We start from the raw sequence: 15,908 nt of genomic DNA on the forward strand, positions 1-15,908 counted from the left end.
ACAGGGCGCTGGTGGGTTTGTGGTGGACGGCGGGCGTTGTCATGGGTCTCCTCGGAGGTGTGATCAGTGCGGCAGGCGGCCGTCGATGCGTTGCGGAACGTCGAGTGGGTTGGTGCGTTGGATCTCGGCGGGCAGAAGTTCGTCGGGCAGGTTCTGGTAGGCCACCGGACGCAGAAAACGCTCGATCGCCCTGCTGCCGACGGACGTCGTGGCCGGCGCGGAGGTCGCCGGAAACGGGCCGCCGTGCACCGTCGCATGACCGACTTCCACCCCGGTGGGCCAACCGTTGAACACGATGCGTCCGGCGATGAGCTCCAGGCGGGGTAGCAGTTCGGCGACGCGCGGGTGGTCGGCGGGCGCTGCATGCACAGTGGCGGTCAGCTGACCTTCCAGCGCGCCGGTGACCGCGGCGAGTTGGGCCTCGGGGGTTCGCACGATCAGCGAGGACGGGCCGAACACCTCCTCGGAAAGGTGTGGGTGCCGGAGGAAGTCGTCGGCCGTGGTGACCAACAACTGGGCGGCGCCACCACAGCTGGGGCCGGCGTCGACGGATCCGCGGGCCACCGCCTCGACGCCCGGGGTGGCTGCCGCCCTGGCGGCGGCCTCGGTGAATGTGGTGGCGATGGTGGAGTTGAGCATCGCCCCGCCCGGCGCCTCGGCCAGCGCCTTCGCCGCCGAGGTGATGAAGGTGTCGGCGTCGGGACAGTCGGCGAGGAACAGAAGACCGGGGCTGGTGCACAGCTGCCCGACGCCGGTCATCATCGAGCCGACGTAGGCGCGGCCGAGGTTGTCCGCGTTCTGCGCAAGCGCATGGGGCAGCAAGAACACCGGGTTGATACTCGACATCTCGGCGTAGACGGGAATGGGAACCGGACGCGCGGCGGCGGCGGCCACCAATGCCAGTCCGCCGCGCCGCGAACCGGTGAACCCGACCGCGCCGATGCGAGGGTCCGATACCAGCGCGACTCCGGCGCCCAAGCCCTCGCTGATCAGCAACGAGAAAGTGCCCTCCGGAAGTCCGTGCGCGGCAACGGCTCTGCGGACTGCGCGGCCCACCATCTCGGAGGTCCCCGGATGACCTGGATGCGCCTTCACGATCACCGGCGCACCGGCGGCCAGTGCCGACGCCGTGTCACCACCGGCGACCGAGAACGCCAGCGGGAAGTTGCTGGCGGCGAACACCGCCACGGGCCCCACCGGCACGGAACGCTGACGCAGGTCGGGTTTGGGCAGGGGCGTGCGGTCCGGGTCGGGGTGATCGAGCCGGGCCTGCAGCCAGGAACCCTCCCGCAGCACATCGGCGAACATTCGCAGTTGACCTGTGGTGCGGGCCAATTCGCCGGCCACCCGGGCCGCCGGAATGCCTGTCTCCGCGGTGACCCTGGCGATCAGGGTGTCGCCCAGGGCGTCGACCTCGGCTGCGATGGTTTCCAGGAACGCCGATCGCTGCTGGATGCTGGTGTGTCGGTAGGCGTCGAACGCCTCCCATGCCAGGGCGGCCGCGCGGTCCACGTCGGCGCTACCGGCGTCGTGATAGACCGGGTCGAGTTGTTCGCCGGTTGCCGGGTTCACCGGACGGAACTCCGGGCCGTCGTGAAAGTCGGCCGACCCGATGAGACTCGCGCCGGTGAGTTCCTCGGTGGTCGAGGGAGTGCTCATGTCACCTTCTTGATCAGATCTGCCAGTTCGGCGGCCTCGTCTGCCTCCAGATCGGTCAGCGGCGGCCGTACGGGACCCGCCGGGCGTCCGATGACATTCATGCCCGCCTTGATGATGCTGACCGCATACCCGGCCTTGCGGTTGCGGATGTTGCAGTAGGGGATGACGAACTCGTTGAGCGCGTTGATCACCCAGGGTGAGTCTTCCCGGCGCACCGCGGCGTAGAAGTCGAGGGCGAATTGTGGGACGAAATTGAAGATCGCCGAGGAATAGGTCGTCACGCCGAGTTTCAGGTAGGGCAGTGCGAACATCTCGGCGGTAGGCAACCCGCCGATGTAGGTGAGCCGGTCTCCGATGCCCGCGTAGATCCGCGTCATCAACTCGATGTTGCCGTAGCCGTCCTTGAAGCCGACCAGGTTCGGACAGGATTCGGCCAGTCGCGCAACGGCGGTCTCCGAGTAGATGGCGTTGGCTCGCGAGTAGATGATCACACCGAGGCGGGTGGCCGCGCACACCTGCTGCACGTGCGCCACCAGGCCGTCCTGGCTGGCCTCGGTCAGGTAAGGCGGAAAGAGCAGGATTCCGTGTGCGCCAGCGGCTTCGGCGTCCCGGACCATCTCCACGGCGATCGCGGTTCCGTATCCGGCGGGTGCTACCACGGGTAACCCGTCCGGGGCTTCGCCCACCGCCGCCGACACCACCTGCTGCACCTCGTCCGGTCTCAAGGAGAAGAATTCGCCGGTGCCACCGGCGGCGAAGAGCCCGGCCACACCCTTGTGGTGTCCGGCGTACTGACTCAGCCAGGCGATGTTGTCGCGGTAGGCGTCCTCGTCGAAGGTCTGATCGCTTCGCAGATGAGTGATCGGGAAGGACAGCAGGCCCGAGCCCAGACGCGCGGCGACTTCGGCGGGAGTCATCAGACACCGACTTTCTTTGTAGGGGTGGATTCGTCGTCACTTCTACGGTCTCGCCGCCGGGCGAAAACACGCCGGATCAGTGGCAGCAGAACCGCCAGGAACAGCACGGCGAAGATGGTTCCGGAGATGGGCCGGGTGACGAATCCGGTGGGATCGCCGTCGAAGATCAGCAGGGAGCGCCGGACATTGGATTCCACCAGTGAGCCCAGGACGAACGCCAGGACCATCGGGCCGGGATCGAATCCGGTCTTCTTCATCAGATAGCCGACGATGCCGAAGGCGACCATGACGAAGATGTCGAAGGTGGAGTTGTTGATGGTGTAGACGCCGAGAAGGGTGATCAGGGCGGTGATCGGAGCCAGGATCGCCGGACGGATCCGCAGGATGCGGACGAACACGCCGACCAGCGGGATGCTCAGCAGCAGCAACAACAAATTGCCCAGGTACATCGAGTTGATGACGCCCCAGAACAGGTCGGGGTGTTCGTCGACCAGTTGTGGGCCCGGGGAGATGCCCAGGATGAGCAGGGCACCGAACAGCATCGCCATGGTGGCGTTGGCGGGGATACCGATGGTCAGCAGCGGGATGAACGAGGACGTGGCGGCCGCGTTGTTGGCGGTTTCCGGCGCGGCCACACCTTCTACGGCACCGCGGCCGAACCGTTCGGGTGTCTTGGAACGCTTCTTCTCCACGGCGTAGGCGACCAGAGACGACAGCACCGCGCCACCGCCGGGCAGCACGCCCAGGATGAAACCGATGACGGAGCCGCGGCCGATCGCCCCGGAGGACTGCTTGAGTTCTTTGCGTGATGGCCAGACGTTGCCGATCTTGGCCGGAACGTGTGGCCGGCCGTGCCGCTGTTCGAGGTTGTACAGGATCTCACCGACTCCGAACAGCCCCATCGCCACGATCACGAAATCGATCCCGTCGGCCAGTTGCAGGCTGTCGAAGGTGAATCGGGAGGCTCCGCTGAAACTGTCACGGCCGACGGTTGCCAGCAGTAGTCCGACGGAGGCCGCGATGAGGGACTTGACGATGTTGCCGCTGCCGATGGCCGCGACGAGGAACACTCCGAACAGTGCCAGCGCGGCGTACTCCGGTGGCCCGAAGTCGAGGGCGAACGCCGCGATCACCGGTGCGAGCAGGGACAGCCCGATGATCGAGATCGTGGCGCCCACAAAGGAACCGATGGCGGCGATGCCCAGCGCGGTGCCGGCCTTGCCCTGTTTGGCCAGGGCGAAGCCGTCGAACACGGTGACCACCGAGGATGCTTCGCCGGGTAATCGCAACAGCACCGAGGTGATGGTGCCGCCGTATTGGGCCCCGTAGTAGATCCCGGCCAGCATGATGATGGCCGCCACCGGATTGATGCCGTAGGTGATCGGCAGCAGGATGGCGATGGTGGCGGCGGGTCCGAGCCCCGGCAGCACGCCGATGATCATGCCGATCAGGACGCCGATGAGGCAGTACAGCATGTTCTTGGGCTCGGTGACGAGGGCGAACCCGTCGATCACTGCATTGAAATCCATGGTGGCTCGCAGTCAGAACGCAATGAGATGGGGCAACGGGATCCGCAGCCCGTAGAGGAACAGGAAGTAGAACGCAACGGTGGTCAGCACGCTGACGATCAGTGTGCTGCGCCAACTCTCGCGTCCGAGGAACCGCATCCAGAGCACACAGAGGGCCAGCGCGGGAATCTCGAACCCCGTCACGGGCAGCAGCGCTCCGAACGCCAGAAACGAGACGGCGCCGACGGCCGGCAGGACGCTGCTGCGGGTGAACGCCTCGGTGTCGTGCAGTCGGCGGCCGACCACCAGCAGCACGGCCGACAGTGCGGCGACCGCCACGCTGACGACGAACGGCCAGGTTCCGGGGCCGGGCTCTGGCAGCGAGCCCAGCCCGTAGCCGTAGGACAGCACCGCGCCGGTGATGCCGAGGAGCAATCCGACTGTGCCGGAGATTATTTGATAGGGGTATCCGCCTTCAGGGGGTCGCTCTTCGTCGAGTTCGTGAGCGATCTCGGCTTCGACCTCCTCCAGCACATCGCGCGTATGCGGGTGTGCCGGGCGCCCGGGGATGTCGTTCATGGGGGGCTGCCGCTCAGCTCTCACGCATGGAGATGCCGTACTGCGTGACCAGGTCCGCGTAACGCTTCTGGTCCTCCTGGAGTCGGGTGAGCACTTCCTCACCCGGTATCTCCATGGGCGTCAAGCTGTTCTGCTTGTTGAACTCCTTGTACTCGTCGGTGGCGAACGTCGCCTCCAGCCCCTCAACGAGCCGGTCCTTCACCTCCTGCGGCGTGCCCTTGGGAACCGTCATGAAGCGGTACTGCGTCACCTCGACATCAAGGCCCTGTTCCTTGGCGGTGGGCACATCGGGCAGGTATTCGATGCGCTCGGGGGAGAACACCGCGAGTGCGGTCAGCTTGCCCGATTGGATGTTCTCGATCGCTTCCCCGGTCTGGATGGACGCCACGTCGACCTGATTGCCCAGTACCGCCGTCAGAGCGGGGGCGCCGCCGTCGAAGGGCACCGGCTGCGCGTCCACATTGCTGGTCTTGAACAGCAGGGCGGCAGACAGTTGGGCGCCGGTGCCGACACCGGTTGTGGCGTAACGGATCAGACGTCCGGCGTTCTGGACGTCCTGGAGGTTGCGCAGACCGCTGGCCGGGCTCGCGACCAGAACGTAGTCATCGCGGGACACGCCCTGAACCACATCGAACTGATCGATCGAGGTGACTTCGTCAGGGCTCACGGCCAAGGGGGTGATGGCGAACAGTGAGGCGTTCTGGATGGCGATCTTCTTGCCGTCCGGGGCGGCGTTGGCCACCTCGGCGGCCGCGAGCGCGCCGTTGGCGCCTTCGCGGTTGATCACCGGGAAGGAGGCTCCCAACTCCTGCTCGAGCCCGCGGGACACCGCTCTGCTGATCAGATCGGACGATCCGCCCGCAGAGGCCCCGACGTACATCTCGACGGTTCCGGACGGATAGGTATCTCCATCGCTTCCGCCGCCCGTGGTGTTCTGCACGCCGCCGCAGGCAGTCAGCATCACCGCGGCGGCCGCCACGGCGCCGGCGCGGGTGAGGATTGTCGGACGGTGGGATTCGAGGATGGCCATGGTGCGACTCCCGGTGTTGGTGATATACGACACACAGTGCTGTTCGTGTGGTGGTCGTCACTCACGCTACGCACGCTCCGATGCCAGTCCAACCCAAATTTGGCATCAATCAGTGCTGAGATTGAATCAATCGCCCTCAGGCGTGGACCGCGGTGGTCCTCCGCTGAGCCGCGCGGAGTTTGCCGGTCAGGTGTACGGGTCATCATGCAGGCGTGAATTTGTTGCCGGCGCCTGAGGCCACCCTGTCCGACTCGGCAGTCCAAGACGCGCTCAGCTCTGCGGTTCGGATCATCGGTCCGCTGCTGGACGTGCTGTGGGGCTCCGATCCGTTGGGGCTCAAGCGGCGCACCTGCACCGAGGACGGCGGGCCCGTCGGCAAGGTGGCGGGCAGCATCGGATGGGTTCTCAACGCCGTCGATGTCCCCGGCACCGACGCCTGGGACGAACTGGATGTCGACCAGCGGATCCACTGGTGGGTCTGGCGGGTGGGTGCGCTGAACAACGTCGCTGTTGCGTTCCCCGGCTTTCTGGGCGTCCTGGCCCGGCAATTGCCCGTCCAGGATCTGCTGGGCTTCGTCAACCAAGCCATCGTGTTGTGCGCGGTGGCACGCGAACTGGGCGTCACCGATCATCAGAGGCAGGTGCGGCTGCTGGCCGCGGTGCTGTGCGGTCGCGACCTCACCGCGCCGGGGAACGCTGAGGCCGCTGACCCGCCGCCGGACATTCCGCGGACCCCGGCGGGGATCGGCAAGGCGCTGTGGAGACTCGCGGGACTACTCAATGCGGTGGGTGACGAGGTGGCCAAGCGACCGCATCCCCGGGCGCCGTTCGAATACCTCGGGATGTTGCCCGCAGTAGGCGCCGTAGCCGGCTACTTCGGCGAACTCGGTGCGCTGTCGCGGGCGGCGAAGAGGGCGCGGAAGTGGATCGCCGAGGATGCCGGCACCGGGGTCCGCGTCTAGGTTTTCTTCACGATGCGCGGGGCCAGCTGGACGATCTCAGGCACCACCGAAGGGTTCGCGCGGGCCAGGGCCACCAAGGCCACCAGGGTGTCGGCGACATCGCGCAGCGCCGACATCTGTTCGGGCAGTTGACCGTGCTGGACCCAGGACCGGAACAGGACCGCCAGCAGGTCGCGGTCTGCCCCGCGCAAGATCTCGGTGCCCTCCGTCGGCCCGATACCGACACGGACTATGGACAGGTCCGGGTGTTCGCTACGCCATGAGTGCAGGATCTCGTCGAGTGCGGCCTTGCTCGCGCTGTACGCGGCGACGCCGGCACGCGGCCGGCCCACATCGTGGCTCGAGGTGATCAGCACGACCCCGTGCTCGGAAAGGTGCGGCAGCGCGGCGCGAAGCACGTTGTTGGCTCCGACGGCGTTGACCAGGTAGGCGTGCATCCACGTCGCGACATCGGTGTCCTCGATGTGCGCGATCGGTACCGCGGTGCTGGTGAACACCACGGCGTCGAGGCCGCCGAGGCTCTCGACGGCCGACGCCACCACCTTCTTGATGGCCGCTTCATCGGCCACGTCCAGTTCGAACGGCGTGCCGCCGGTGCTGGCTGCGAGCTCGGTCAGCAGGTCCATTCGCCGGGCGGCGACCGCCACCGTGGCCCCCTGCTCGGCGGCGCTGAGCGCAACACCGTGACCGATTCCCGACGACGCCCCGACGATGAGCAGCCGCAGGCCGGCGACGTCGTCGCGTTTTCCGATCATCGAGAACCGCCTTTGCAGGTCGTGGATAGCGCACTATGCAGGTTAGGTAATGCTATGTTCACGCGAACATTACCGGGCCTGCCGATGACTTCCGGGCGCGGCCGAGGTCTATCCGGGTAGTCGGACATCAACCGTGCTCGGAGAGGAAACCTCACGACCACCGAATCCGCCCCGGCCCCCGCCTCGGCGAAGCCGCCTGTCGTGGATGTGCAGACCTGGCGTGCTGCCCTGGAAGACCTTCGCCGTCGTGAGAAAGCCGCCACCCGCGAACTGGACGCGATCGCCGCCCAACGGCGTCGGCTGCCCATGGTGGAGCTCCCCGAGTACACCCTCATCGGCGAGGAGGGCCCGGTCAGGCTGGCCGATGTGTTCGCCGGTCGCTCCCAGCTGATCGTCTACAACCACATGTGGACCGACGGCGCCGAATGGCAGTGCGGCGGCTGTACCGGATTCACCTCCCAGTTCACCCGGCTGGAATTCCTGGACAACTACGACGCCCGTTTTGTCATCGTCACCAACGGCCCGATCGACGAGGCCCTGGCCTATCGCGACAAGGTGGGCAACAAGATGGCGTGGTACTCGTCGTCGGAGAGCTCGTTCGGCGCCGACGTCGACGCGGCACCCGGGGAGGGCTTCGCGGTGAACGTCTTCCTGCGCGACGGCGCTACCGTCTACCGCACCTGGCACACCAACGGCCGCGGCACCGAGCAACTCAGCCACACCTTCGGGCTCGTCGACGTACTGCCGTGGGGACGTCAGGAGGAGTGGCTGGACTCACCCGAGGGCTGGCCGTCCCGGCCGACCTACTCCGGCTGGCTGGACAGCCCGGACGTCGCGAAAGCCTATGGGCGGGAGGCGAAATGACCGAGCGGTACCACCGTGGATTCGCTTGGTGCGGTGTAGACAGCGTTACGAATATCCTTCGAGCAGGGCGGTCAGGATCCGGGTCAGGCGCGCACTGACATCGAATACGGCGAGCTGCAGTTTCGGGTCGCTGCGGTAGAGCTGGGCCACGTCCGGAGCAGGGGTGGCCATCTGCCACAGGGCGCCCGCCATCGACGTCGCAGTCGCGATGACGTCCACCGCCTCCTCGACGGCCAGGCGCGGGCGTAGCCGTCGGAGTTCGGTGACCAATGCGTCGACCTCGGCGTGGGTGACGAGCTTGAACGCCCGCACCTGGTCGAGGGAGACGTTGCGTTCCAGGTTCAGCGGAGCCTGGGCCAAGAGGTCGCAGAACAACGGCCGCGCCAGGAGTGTTTCCGTGATGGCCTCGGCGATGGACGCCGCTGAGGTCCGCGCTTTCATGTCCGCGGTGCGTGCCCGCAGCGCTTGTGACCACTCCTGCCAGCCGCCGGCCGTCAGCCGCAGGAAGATCTGTTCGCGTGTCTCGAAGTAACGCAGCAGCGCGGACTTGTGCATACCGACGGCGGCGGCCAGGTCCGTCAAGGTGATCTGCCGGATGCCGTGCTCGGTACCCAGGCTGGTGGCGGCGTCCAGGATCGCCTGCTCACGCTGCTGTTTGGCCGCGGCCGAGCGCGCGCGCTGGAAACCTGTGTCGGAGGCCACGGACAGATATTACACAACACCGTTGCACTATTAACGCAACGGTGTTGTACTAAATGCATGACTGTTTGGTTCATCACCGGTTCCTCGCGCGGCTTCGGCCGCGAACTCGTCACGGCCGCACTGGAAGCGGGTGATCAGGTGGCCGCCACCGCGCGTACACCCGGTGACCTCGACGATCTGGTCGCCAAAGGTGGCGAGTCGATCCTTGCCCTCCCACTGGATGTCACCGACGCCGACGCCGCCCGCGCGGCCGTCAACGCAGCCGTCGCCCGATTCGGCCGGATCGACGTGGTGGTGAACAACGCGGGATACGCCAACGTCGCGCCGATCGAGACCGGCGACGAGGCCGACTTCCGCGCGCAGTTCGAGACCAATTTCTGGGGTGTTTACCACGTTTCGCGCGCCGCACTTCCGGTGCTTCGTGCTCAGGGCAGCGGCACCATCGTCCAGTTCTCGTCGGTCGGGGGGCGCGTGGGCGGCTCCCCGGGTATCGCGTCGTACCAGGCGGCGAAATTCGCCGTCGACGGCTTCAGCCGTGTCTTGGCCGTCGAGGCGGCGCCTTTCGGTGTGCGCGTGATGGTCGTGGAGCCAAGCGGTTTCGCCACGGACTGGGCAGGCCCGTCGATGACCGTGCACGAGGTCCCCGACGAGTACCAGGCAACTGTCGGTGACTTCAACCGGCGGGTGCGCGACAGCGGGATCGGCGCGGCCGGTGACCCCGCCCGCGCCGCGCAGATCATCGTCGCGGCCGTCAAACGTGAACATCCGCCGACGCACCTGCTGGTGGGGGTCAACGCCGTCGAGATGGCACTGGACTACTCGCAGCGGCAGGCCCGGGAGGCGACGCTGTGGGGTGCCGTCGGTCGGTCCGCCGACTATGGGCAGCCGTTTCCGGTCGAGTTCCCGCCGGACGTGAGGATCTAGCGGCCGGTGCCGTCCTGGGTGCGGTCCAGGATGGTGGTGAATTTCATCCGGTCGCCGCGATAGAGCGAGCGGCGCTGTTCGATGGGGATCCCGTCCGGGTCGTAGGAGACCCGGTTCAGCAGATACATCGGGGTGCGGGCGTCGACCGTCAGCAGCGCGGCCTCGCGCGCATCGGGCAACGTGGTCTCGATGGTGTCGACGGTGCGGTCGAAGACGATGCCGCGCCGCCCGAGTTCGGCGTAGAGCGAGGTGCGATGGTCGAAACCCTCCCGTAAGCCCGGATAGCGTTCGGCGGGAAGTTTGGTGGTCTCCAGGCCCACGCGGGCGCCGTCGGTGGTGAACACCCGCTCGAGTTGCAGGATCGGCGCACCCAGGTCGATGTCGAGCTGCACGGCAAGCACCTCGTCGGCGTCGAATTCGCTCCAGCCCACCAGGATTCGGCTGGTTTCGAGACCGCTGGCCCGCGATGCCTCGGTGTAGGACCCCATGGCCAGGGGCAGGGTGACCTTGGGCTTGGCGACGACGGTGGTGCGGCCGCGACGTTCGATCCGGCCGGCGACCAGGAGTTCGCGTAAGGCCTGGCGGAGGGTTTCGCGGGCGACGTCGTAGCGTTCGGCGAGGACGCGTTCGGCGGGGAAGGCGTCGCCCGGGCTCAGCCCGTCCAACAACTCGTCGAGCTGGCTACGCACGATCTGGTGCTTCAGCACCCTCGGTTCCTCGGAGACGCTCACGTGTTCGAGATTATCAGGCACTGGTCTAGACCAAGCTGTCGACAATTGTTCATCTGCCGGCCACCATCGTGGCACCCCTTGGTCTATACCAACCGCCAGAGTGGTCCGCATGTCGATCAACACCGAAGCCAACGCCGCCGATCCCACTACGGCCGCAGGCGAATTCGCACCTGACATCTCACTCGTGGTGCTGGACATGGCAGGCACCACCGTGGCCGACGACGGACTGGTTCTCCAGGCCTTCGACGCGGCCGCCACCGCTGCCGGACTGCCCGCGAGCGGCCCGCAGCGCGCCACCGCCCAACAGTACGTGCTGGACACCATGGGGCAGTCCAAGATCGAGGTCTTCCGTGCACTGTTCGGCGACGAGGGCCGCGCACAGACGGCGAATGCGGCCTTCGAACAGGCCTACGACGCCTCCATCGACGGCGGCGTGCGCGCCATCCCCGGGGCCGCCGACGCCATCACCGCCCTGCGCAACGCCGGCATCCGGGTGGTTCTCACCACCGGGTTCAGCCCCAGCACCCAGGCGCGCATCCTGGGCGCGCTGGGGTGGGAGGAGCTGGCCGACCTGGTGCTGGCTCCCGGTGAGGGCGGACGGGGGCGGCCCTACCCCGACCTGGTGCTCAACGCCCTGCTGCGCACCGGTGTGAACGACGTGGCGCAGGTGGCCGTCGTCGGTGACACCGGAAGCGACATTCTCTCCGGCCGCCGCGCCGGAGCCTCCATCGTCGCCGGTGTCCTCACCGGCGCGCACGACCGCGACGCGCTCCTGGCTGCGGGAGCCACCCACGTCCTGGCTTCCGTGGCCGAACTCCCGGGCCTGCTCCTCCCGTCCTGACCCACCCCCTCGAAAAGGATCTGCTCCCATGAACTCTCGCAAAGCACTGCTGTCCGTCACCACCCTGGCCGCCGCCGCCACCCTGGTCATGTCGGGGTGTTCGAGCTCGGACTCCGGATCCGGCACCACAGAGCAGGGCTTCCCCGAAACCCTCACCCTGGCCGCCATTCCGGCCGAGAACTCCACCGACCTGAAGGCCAGTTACGACCCGCTGATCAAGCTCCTGGAGAAGGAGACGGGATCGACCGTGGAGTTCGTGCAGGCCTCGGACTACGCCGGCGTCGTGGAAGGCATGATCGCGGGCAATGTCGATCTGGCCTTCTTCGGCCCGTTCGCCTACGTGGTGGCCGGCATCAACGGCGCCAAGCTCACCCCGCTGGGTGCGGTGATCGGCGAAGAAGGGGAGGAGCCCGGCTACCAGTCCTACGGCCTGGCCCGCTCCGAGGAGGCAAACATCAACAGCCTGAACGATTTCGCCGGCAAGAAGGTCTGCTTCGTCGACCCCGGTTCCACCTCCGGCTTCCTCTACCCGAGCGCCGGGCTGATCGAGGCCGGCGTCATCAAGTCGGGTTCCGAGGCCGACATCTCGGCAGCCATGACGCCCATCTACGCCGGCGGCCACGACGCCTCCGCACTGTCGATCGCCAACGGCGACTGCGACGCCGGCTTCGCGTTCGACACGATGGTCGACACCACGATGATCGAGAAGGGCGACCTGCAGCCGGGCCAGCTCAAGACGGTCTGGAAGTCCGAGATGATCGCCGGCTCGGTGTTCGCCGCCAACGACGACCTGGGCACCGAGACCGTCGACAAGCTGAAGACCATCTTCACCGAGAAGGCCAACGTGACGTCCTTCGAGGCCGAGGGTTTCTGCGAGGGTGACGCCTGCCGCATCACCGACGAGCGGGCCTGGGGTGTGGTGCCGGCCAGCGACTCCGACTACGACGGCGTACGCCACGTCTGCGACGTCACCGGCTCCGAAAAGTGCAAGGGCTGACCGGTGAGCGAGTCCAGTACCGCCGGTCATCCCGTGGCCGGCGACGATCTCGTGGTCGATGCCCGGGACGTCACCAAACGATTCGGGGACACCCTGGCACTGGACAACGTGTCGGTGCAGGTGCACCGCAGTGAGTTGGTGGTGCTGCTGGGTCTGTCCGGCTCCGGCAAGTCGACGCTGCTGCGCTGCCTCAACGGTCTGCATCCCGTCACATCGGGGACCGTCGAGGTGGGCGGCACCCGGGTGGACCAGGCCGGCTCGCGCGAACTGCGCGCCCTGCGCCGCAACGTCGGCTTCGTGTTCCAGCACTTCAACCTCGTCGGACGGCTCAGCTGCCTGGAGAACGTGCTCATCGGCGGGTTGGGCCGCCTGGGATTTCCGCGCTACGGCGCCCTGACCTACCCGAAGCGGATGCGTGCCGAAGCCCTGGAACACCTCGACCGGGTGGGGCTGGCGGACTACGCCGAGCGACGTGCCGACACGCTGTCCGGTGGTCAGCAGCAGCGTGCGGCGATCGCCCGGACCCTGATGCAGAGGCCGGGGTTGGTGCTGGCCGACGAACCGGTGGCCTCACTGGATCCGGAGAACGCCGGTGTGGTGATGGACCTGCTGTTCCGGGTCTGCATCGAGGAGAAGCTCACCGTCGTGTGCACGCTGCACCAGGTTGATCTCGCGCTCGGCTGGGCGCACCGCATCGTCGGTCTGCGCTCCGGTGAGAAGGTGCTGGACCGCCCGGCGGTGGGGATGACGCGCGATGAGGTGATGGCGATCTACCAGCGGGTGGATCCCACCGTCTCACAGACCAACGCGGCATCCGCGCGCCAGGGGCGACCGTGAGCATCGTCGCCGAACGGCCCACCGAGCCCCGCCCGGCCGGGTCTGGCTCGCGGCGCCCCCTGCGACCCGGGCTGCTGCCGATCATCGCGGTGCTCGCCGCGGCGGCCACCGTGGTGTCGGCCTGGTCCATCGACTTCGCCCCGCTGGCACTGATCGACGAGCTGGACAAAGTGTGGGCGCTGCTCGAACGGATGGTGCCCCCGCGCCTCGACGACCCCGGCCGTATCGGGGTGCTGGCATTCGAGACGCTGTTGATGGCCATCCTCGGGACGGTGCTGGCCGCGATCGCCTCGGTGCCGTTGGCCTTCATGGCGGCGCGTAACACCACCCCGCACCCGGCGGTGTACGCGGTGGCGCGGGCTTTCATCACGTTCTGCCGGGCCATGCCCGATCTGCTGTTCGCGGTGCTGTTCGTCCGCGCCCTCGGCATCGGGGTCCTGCCCGGGATCCTGGCGCTGGCGCTGCACTCCATCGGCATGCTGGGCAAACTGTTCGCCGACGCCATCGAGCAGAGCGACGCCGGACCACGCGAAGCCGTCCGCAGCACGGGTGTCGGCTACTTCCGGGAGATGCTCAACGCTGTTGTCCCGCAGGTGGTCCCGTCATGGATCGGCACCTTCGTCTACCGCATCGACATCAACCTCCGGATGTCGGTGGTGCTGGGCTTCGTCGGTGCCGGCGGCATCGGCTTCGCGCTCCAGGACGCCCTGCGTGGGCTGATCTACCCCCGCGCCCTGGGTATCGTGCTGGTGATCCTGGTGATCATCGCGGCGATGGAACTGCTGGCCATCGGCATCCGGCGGATGCTGCTGAGCGCGTCGCAGGGCGATCCCCGGCGGGACCGCTACGCCCGGGTGTTCTTCTCGGCGCTGCTGATCGTCAGCACCGTCGCCTCGTTCGTGGTGCTCGACCTCAACCCGCTGTCACTTCTCACCTGGGTCGGTCCGTCATTGGAGGTGTTCACCCGGATGATCCCGCCCAACTTCGACGCCCTCGGCAACGAGTTGTTCATCGCCGCGGCGCAGACGGTGGCCATCGGTGTGGTGTCGACCGCGATCGGTGTGGTGCTGTCCATTCCGGTGGGAATCCTGGCCGCGCGCAACGTGACTCCGCACCCGGCGGTGTACTGGGTGGCGCGCGGCTGGATCCTGGTGGTGCGCGCGGTCCCGGAGCTCATCCTGGCCGTGGTGTTCGTCGCGGCGCTGGGACTGGGGCCCATCGCGGGCACCTGCGCCCTGGCCATCGCCTCCATCGGGTTCCTGGCGAAACTGGTGGCCGATTCCGTCGAGGAGATCGACTCCGGGCCCATGGAGGCCGTACGCTCCGTCGGCGGTGGTTGGTGGAAGACGTTGACCTCGGCGGTGATTCCCCAAGCCATGCCGTCCATGGTGGGGTCGAGCCTGTACATGTTCGACGTCAACGTCCGCACCTCCACGATCCTGGGCATCGTCGGCGCGGGCGGCATCGGCTTCCTGTTGTTCGAGTCGATAAGAACACTCAACTTCGACGTTGCCGGAGCGATCGTGCTGGTCATCTTCGTCATCGTCTATGCCATCGAAAGGTTGTCCGGATGGATCCGCTCACGCCTGGTGTGACCCGCGTCGCGGTGTGGACCGGTGGCTCCGACGTCGACATCAGGGACGTCGAGGTCCCCGAGATCAGTGACGGCGACCTGCTGGTACGGGTGGCACTGGCCACGGTGTGCGGCAGCGACCTGCACACCGTGACCGGCCGCCGCCCCGGTGCCTGCCCGTCGGTGCTGGGCCATGAGGCCGTCGGCACGGTGGTGGCGGCCGGCCCGAATGCCGTGGCGGGCGTAGGGGAGCGCATCATCTGGTCGGTCACCGTCTCCTGCGGGCGGTGCTCGCGGTGCCGCGCCGGACGCAGCGCCAAATGCCTGTCGGTCCGCAAGGTCGGCCACGAAGCCTACGACGGTGACTGGGCGCTGTCGGGTGGCTACGCCGAGCACATCGTGCTGCCGCGAGGTACCGCCGTCGCGACGGTGCCCGAGCACATCCCCAACCCGGTCGCCGCGCCGGCCGCCTGTGCGACCGCCACGGTGATGGCCACGCTGGAAGCAGCGGGAAATGTTGAGGGGCAACGGGTTCTGATCATCGGCGCAGGGATGCTGGGGGTGGCGGCGGTGGCGGCTTTCACCGATGCCGGCGCCGACGTCATGGTCACCGACCCGGATCCGGTGCGGGTGGAGACCGCGCGAAAATTCGGGGCTGCCCCGGATTCGGGTGAAACCATCGACGCCGCCGTCGACTTCTCCGGCGCGGCTGCGGCCATCGGGGACGCGCTCGCACGCCTGGACGTCGGTGGGCGACTGGTGCTGGCCGGTTCGGTGATGCCGGGTCCGGCGATCCCGGTGGATCCCGAAGCGGTGGTGCGCCGGTGGCTGACCATCACGGGCGTGCACAACTACGAGCCCCGGCATCTCGATGCGGCCGTGGACCTGCTCGACAGGACGCTCGGCCGTTACCCCTGGGAGTCGCTGATCGCCGCACCCCTGCCGCTGGATGCCATCAACCGGGCTTTCGTCCGTCCCGCACCTGGTCTGCTTCGCACCTCGATCAGGCCCTGACAGTCAAGGAACTCA

Annotated in this window: 16 protein-coding genes; 8 read left to right on the plus strand and 8 right to left on the minus strand. The window is 67.4% G+C overall.

Annotated features, from left to right (window positions below):
- Positions 1-63: 63 nt before the first annotated feature.
- Genes AC3A6P_RS03880 through AC3A6P_RS03900 form a run of 5 tightly spaced genes read right to left on the minus strand, consistent with a single transcriptional unit; the run spans position 64 to position 5,693 of the window.
- Entirely contained in the window at positions 64-1,659 is a 1,596-nt protein-coding gene (locus AC3A6P_RS03880; protein WP_487688604.1) for an aldehyde dehydrogenase (NADP(+)), read from the minus strand.
- Entirely contained in the window at positions 1,656-2,576 is a 921-nt protein-coding gene (kdgD, locus tag AC3A6P_RS03885) for a 5-dehydro-4-deoxyglucarate dehydratase (protein WP_487688606.1), read from the minus strand. The genes AC3A6P_RS03880 and kdgD overlap by 4 nt, the downstream gene beginning before the upstream one ends.
- Positions 2,576-4,105, minus strand: a complete 1,530-nt coding sequence (locus tag AC3A6P_RS03890; RefSeq protein ID WP_487688608.1) for a tripartite tricarboxylate transporter permease — start codon at positions 4,103-4,105, stop codon at positions 2,576-2,578. The genes kdgD and AC3A6P_RS03890 overlap by 1 nt, the downstream gene beginning before the upstream one ends.
- Positions 4,106-4,117: 12 nt before the next feature.
- A complete protein-coding gene (locus AC3A6P_RS03895) occupies positions 4,118-4,663 on the minus strand; it encodes a tripartite tricarboxylate transporter TctB family protein (protein WP_487688611.1) in 546 nt (181 codons plus the stop codon).
- Positions 4,664-4,676: 13 nt separating this feature from the next.
- Positions 4,677-5,693, minus strand: coding sequence for a tripartite tricarboxylate transporter substrate binding protein (locus AC3A6P_RS03900; RefSeq protein WP_487688614.1), 1,017 nt, complete (start codon positions 5,691-5,693; stop codon positions 4,677-4,679).
- 212 nt (positions 5,694-5,905) lie between these two features.
- Between AC3A6P_RS03900 and AC3A6P_RS03905 the strand changes: the two genes are divergently transcribed.
- Positions 5,906-6,655, plus strand: a complete 750-nt coding sequence (locus tag AC3A6P_RS03905) for a hypothetical protein (protein ID WP_487688616.1) — start codon at positions 5,906-5,908, stop codon at positions 6,653-6,655.
- Here AC3A6P_RS03905 and AC3A6P_RS03910 read toward each other — a convergent pair.
- On the minus strand, positions 6,652-7,410 hold the full coding sequence (locus tag AC3A6P_RS03910; protein ID WP_487688619.1) for an SDR family oxidoreductase: 759 nt from the start codon (positions 7,408-7,410) through the stop codon (positions 6,652-6,654). The two genes, AC3A6P_RS03905 and AC3A6P_RS03910, sit on opposite strands and share 4 nt — an antisense overlap.
- Positions 7,411-7,611: 201 nt before the next feature.
- On the opposite strand from AC3A6P_RS03910, the gene AC3A6P_RS03915 reads away from it, so the two are divergent.
- Positions 7,612-8,274 (plus strand): DUF899 domain-containing protein, encoded by a 663-nt coding sequence (locus AC3A6P_RS03915; protein WP_487688622.1) that lies wholly within the window; start codon positions 7,612-7,614, stop codon positions 8,272-8,274.
- A gap of 45 nt (positions 8,275-8,319) precedes the next feature.
- Here AC3A6P_RS03915 and AC3A6P_RS03920 read toward each other — a convergent pair whose 3' ends face one another.
- Complete coding sequence (locus tag AC3A6P_RS03920; RefSeq protein WP_487688625.1) at positions 8,320-8,976, minus strand: TetR/AcrR family transcriptional regulator; 657 nt, start codon at positions 8,974-8,976, stop codon at positions 8,320-8,322.
- A gap of 57 nt (positions 8,977-9,033) precedes the next feature.
- On the opposite strand from AC3A6P_RS03920, the gene AC3A6P_RS03925 reads away from it, so the two are divergent.
- Positions 9,034-9,900: an SDR family NAD(P)-dependent oxidoreductase gene (locus tag AC3A6P_RS03925; RefSeq protein WP_487688627.1), complete on the plus strand. Its 867-nt coding sequence runs from the start codon at positions 9,034-9,036 to the stop codon at positions 9,898-9,900.
- Here AC3A6P_RS03925 and AC3A6P_RS03930 read toward each other — a convergent pair.
- A complete protein-coding gene (locus AC3A6P_RS03930; protein ID WP_487688630.1) occupies positions 9,897-10,631 on the minus strand; it encodes a GntR family transcriptional regulator in 735 nt (244 codons plus the stop codon). The two genes, AC3A6P_RS03925 and AC3A6P_RS03930, sit on opposite strands and share 4 nt — an antisense overlap.
- Before the next feature lie 109 nt (positions 10,632-10,740).
- On the opposite strand from AC3A6P_RS03930, the gene AC3A6P_RS03935 reads away from it, so the two are divergent.
- From AC3A6P_RS03935 to AC3A6P_RS03955, 5 genes are read left to right on the plus strand one after another with little or no spacing between them, the layout of a single operon-like run.
- Positions 10,741-11,472, plus strand: a complete 732-nt coding sequence (locus AC3A6P_RS03935; protein ID WP_487688633.1) for a phosphonatase-like hydrolase — start codon at positions 10,741-10,743, stop codon at positions 11,470-11,472.
- A 28-nt stretch (positions 11,473-11,500) separates the two neighbouring features.
- Positions 11,501-12,469 carry a phosphate/phosphite/phosphonate ABC transporter substrate-binding protein gene (locus tag AC3A6P_RS03940; protein WP_487688636.1) on the plus strand — a complete coding sequence of 323 codons (969 nt, stop codon included), beginning with the start codon at positions 11,501-11,503 and terminating at the stop codon, positions 12,467-12,469.
- A 3-nt stretch (positions 12,470-12,472) separates the two neighbouring features.
- On the plus strand, positions 12,473-13,306 hold the full coding sequence (phnC, locus tag AC3A6P_RS03945; RefSeq protein WP_487688639.1) for a phosphonate ABC transporter ATP-binding protein: 834 nt from the start codon (positions 12,473-12,475) through the stop codon (positions 13,304-13,306).
- Positions 13,303-14,901 (plus strand): phosphonate ABC transporter, permease protein PhnE, encoded by a 1,599-nt coding sequence (gene phnE / locus AC3A6P_RS03950; protein WP_487688641.1) that lies wholly within the window; start codon positions 13,303-13,305, stop codon positions 14,899-14,901. Before phnC ends, phnE begins: the two co-directional genes overlap by 4 nt.
- Positions 14,877-15,893, plus strand: a complete 1,017-nt coding sequence (locus tag AC3A6P_RS03955; protein ID WP_487688644.1) for a zinc-binding dehydrogenase — start codon at positions 14,877-14,879, stop codon at positions 15,891-15,893. Before phnE ends, AC3A6P_RS03955 begins: the two co-directional genes overlap by 25 nt.
- Positions 15,894-15,908 lie beyond the last annotated feature (15 nt).

It is taken from the genome of Mycobacterium sp. Soil_C_30, from assembly GCF_057656995.1.

What these genes read in the sequence shown, in the direction of transcription:
- AC3A6P_RS03940 (WP_487688636.1), top strand. Translation starts at nt 11,501, where the DNA reads ATGAACTCTCGCAAAGCACTGCTGTCCGTCACCACCCTGGCCGCCGCC.
- kdgD (WP_487688606.1), bottom strand. Translation starts at nt 2,576, where the DNA reads ATGACTCCCGCCGAAGTCGCCGCGCGTCTGGGCTCGGGCCTGCTGTCC.
- AC3A6P_RS03880 (WP_487688604.1), bottom strand. Translation starts at nt 1,659, where the DNA reads ATGAGCACTCCCTCGACCACCGAGGAACTCACCGGCGCGAGTCTCATC.
- AC3A6P_RS03955 (WP_487688644.1), top strand. Translation starts at nt 14,877, where the DNA reads ATGGATCCGCTCACGCCTGGTGTGACCCGCGTCGCGGTGTGGACCGGT.
- AC3A6P_RS03900 (WP_487688614.1), bottom strand. Translation starts at nt 5,693, where the DNA reads ATGGCCATCCTCGAATCCCACCGTCCGACAATCCTCACCCGCGCCGGC.
- AC3A6P_RS03890 (WP_487688608.1), bottom strand. Translation starts at nt 4,105, where the DNA reads ATGGATTTCAATGCAGTGATCGACGGGTTCGCCCTCGTCACCGAGCCC.
- AC3A6P_RS03895 (WP_487688611.1), bottom strand. Translation starts at nt 4,663, where the DNA reads ATGAACGACATCCCCGGGCGCCCGGCACACCCGCATACGCGCGATGTG.
- AC3A6P_RS03910 (WP_487688619.1), bottom strand. Translation starts at nt 7,410, where the DNA reads ATGATCGGAAAACGCGACGACGTCGCCGGCCTGCGGCTGCTCATCGTC.
- AC3A6P_RS03935 (WP_487688633.1), top strand. Translation starts at nt 10,741, where the DNA reads ATGTCGATCAACACCGAAGCCAACGCCGCCGATCCCACTACGGCCGCA.
- AC3A6P_RS03925 (WP_487688627.1), top strand. Translation starts at nt 9,034, where the DNA reads ATGACTGTTTGGTTCATCACCGGTTCCTCGCGCGGCTTCGGCCGCGAA.